At 68.8% G+C, this 1,536-nt stretch carries 2 protein-coding genes and 2 pseudogenes; 2 read left to right on the forward strand and 2 right to left on the reverse strand.

What is annotated here, in order from left to right:
- Positions 1-243 (forward strand): annotated as a pseudogene (locus BJQ90_RS21980) (hypothetical protein); the annotation flags it as partial.
- A gap of 165 nt (positions 244-408) precedes the next feature.
- Entirely contained in the window at positions 409-678 is a 270-nt protein-coding gene (locus BJQ90_RS21985) for a hypothetical protein (protein WP_226762301.1), read from the forward strand.
- A 33-nt stretch (positions 679-711) separates the two neighbouring features.
- On the opposite strand, the gene BJQ90_RS21990 is transcribed toward BJQ90_RS21985, so the two are convergent.
- Positions 712-1,107, reverse strand: a complete 396-nt coding sequence (locus BJQ90_RS21990; protein ID WP_226762302.1) for a hypothetical protein — start codon at positions 1,105-1,107, stop codon at positions 712-714.
- 31 nt (positions 1,108-1,138) lie between these two features.
- Positions 1,139-1,536 (reverse strand): annotated as a pseudogene (locus tag BJQ90_RS21995) (hypothetical protein); the annotation flags it as partial.

A 1,536-nucleotide genomic window follows, 5' to 3' on the forward strand; every position in this document is an offset into this window, starting at 1 on the left:
CTGCTGGGCGGACTGTTCGGCGGTGGCCAGCCGTCGTCGCAGGCCGCTGTTCCAGACACCGGGCAGGACTCGGCGCTGGAACCACAGGCCCGCCCGCAGGGCCAGCCCGCCGACGGTGCGCCGCGCCCCGGGGAGCTGATCGACGTCGACCTCCCGGAGAGCCAGCCGGAAGAACAGAAGAATGAAGACGGCGGCGCCGGCGGACTGGGCGGAATTCTGGGCGGTCTGTTCGGCAAAAAGTAGGCACGGGCCATGGGGTGACGGGGCTGGTAGGGTCATCCCAACCCGCGCCGGAGACCGCCGGCCGGAGACAATGTTGGGGGACATCATCTTGGACTTCGCGGCCAAAGCGCCACACCTTGCCACCGGCCACACCTTGCCACCGTTTGTTTGATTCTCGCTGCGGGGATGTCGTTGAGCGCCTGCGGCGCAGCGGAAGCAGCCGGGGACTCCGGAATACCGGCGACAGCCACAGCAGCATCGACGGCGGCGTCCGCATCGACGTCGACGGAATCGGCGGTGGGCGGCTCCGAAGGCTGGTGGAACGCCACACCGGCCAGCGGCAACACAGCGGGCCTCCCCCAGGAAACGGTGGCCATCAATACGAGGACGAACACGGTGGTCGACGCAATGATCGAAAACTTCCGCGTCGACCTCAACGGCAACCCGCTGCGCTAGCACCGCCTCCTCCGCCCGGCACAATGCCGCTGCTCAACCGCCCGGTTGCCGTACTGCTGCACGGTGGTTCCGCCAGTGCAGCAGGACGGCGGCCAGGATCAGTGGGACGTGGATGCCGGGGAGGTTCTTCGCGAACCATCGCGGCAGGTAGATGTCGGTGACGGAGCCTGTCTCATCGCCCAGGTCCCTGGCCACGGCGGTGAGCGGGCAGTGAAAGCCGTTGGCGGCAAAGACCAGGGTTTCGGCGGTCACGACGGCGGCGGCCAGTCCCACCCGCCGGTCGGTGCGGCCGCGGGCACCGGCATACAGGACGTAGACCATGCAGGCCTCGATCGTGAACCAGGCGAAGGTGTGGAATGCCTTCACGGCGCGCAGCAGGGAAGCGCGTTCAGCCTTCCGCAGCTCTCGTGGATCCTTGAGTCCAGCCATGCCTCCAGCGTAGCCGCGGTCCGCCGTCGATTCAGAGGCTTTCGACCCGCGAGGACGTGGGGGCAGCTGCGCGAGCCAGTCGTTTAGCTCCCGGGGACGGCGGAACAGGATTGTGGCCGGCATCCCGGGGACCGTCTGGAGGCTGCGCATCACCGCGCGCTTGGACAATGTCCCGCCAGACCCCGTAGGCGCTGTCCAGCACCCAGCTGTCCCGGGCAGCAATCCCGGCTGCGATGTCCCGTTGATCCCCGACGGTGCGCTGCTGCCATCCGGGAAGCCAGCCAATATCGTCATCCGCGGAGAACTCGGGCAGCCCGGTGGCCCGTGCGTAGGCGCGGGCGGCAGTCGATTTGCCGCTGCCGGTCACCCCATAGAAGAGGACGCGGGAGGGCGCGGCCGGAGCGGGTTCAAGGGCGGCGCCCGCCGCGA

This window comes from Arthrobacter sp. SO3 (assembly GCF_020532825.1).
In the GTDB taxonomy this organism is placed as follows: Bacteria; Actinomycetota; Actinomycetes; order Actinomycetales; family Micrococcaceae; genus Arthrobacter.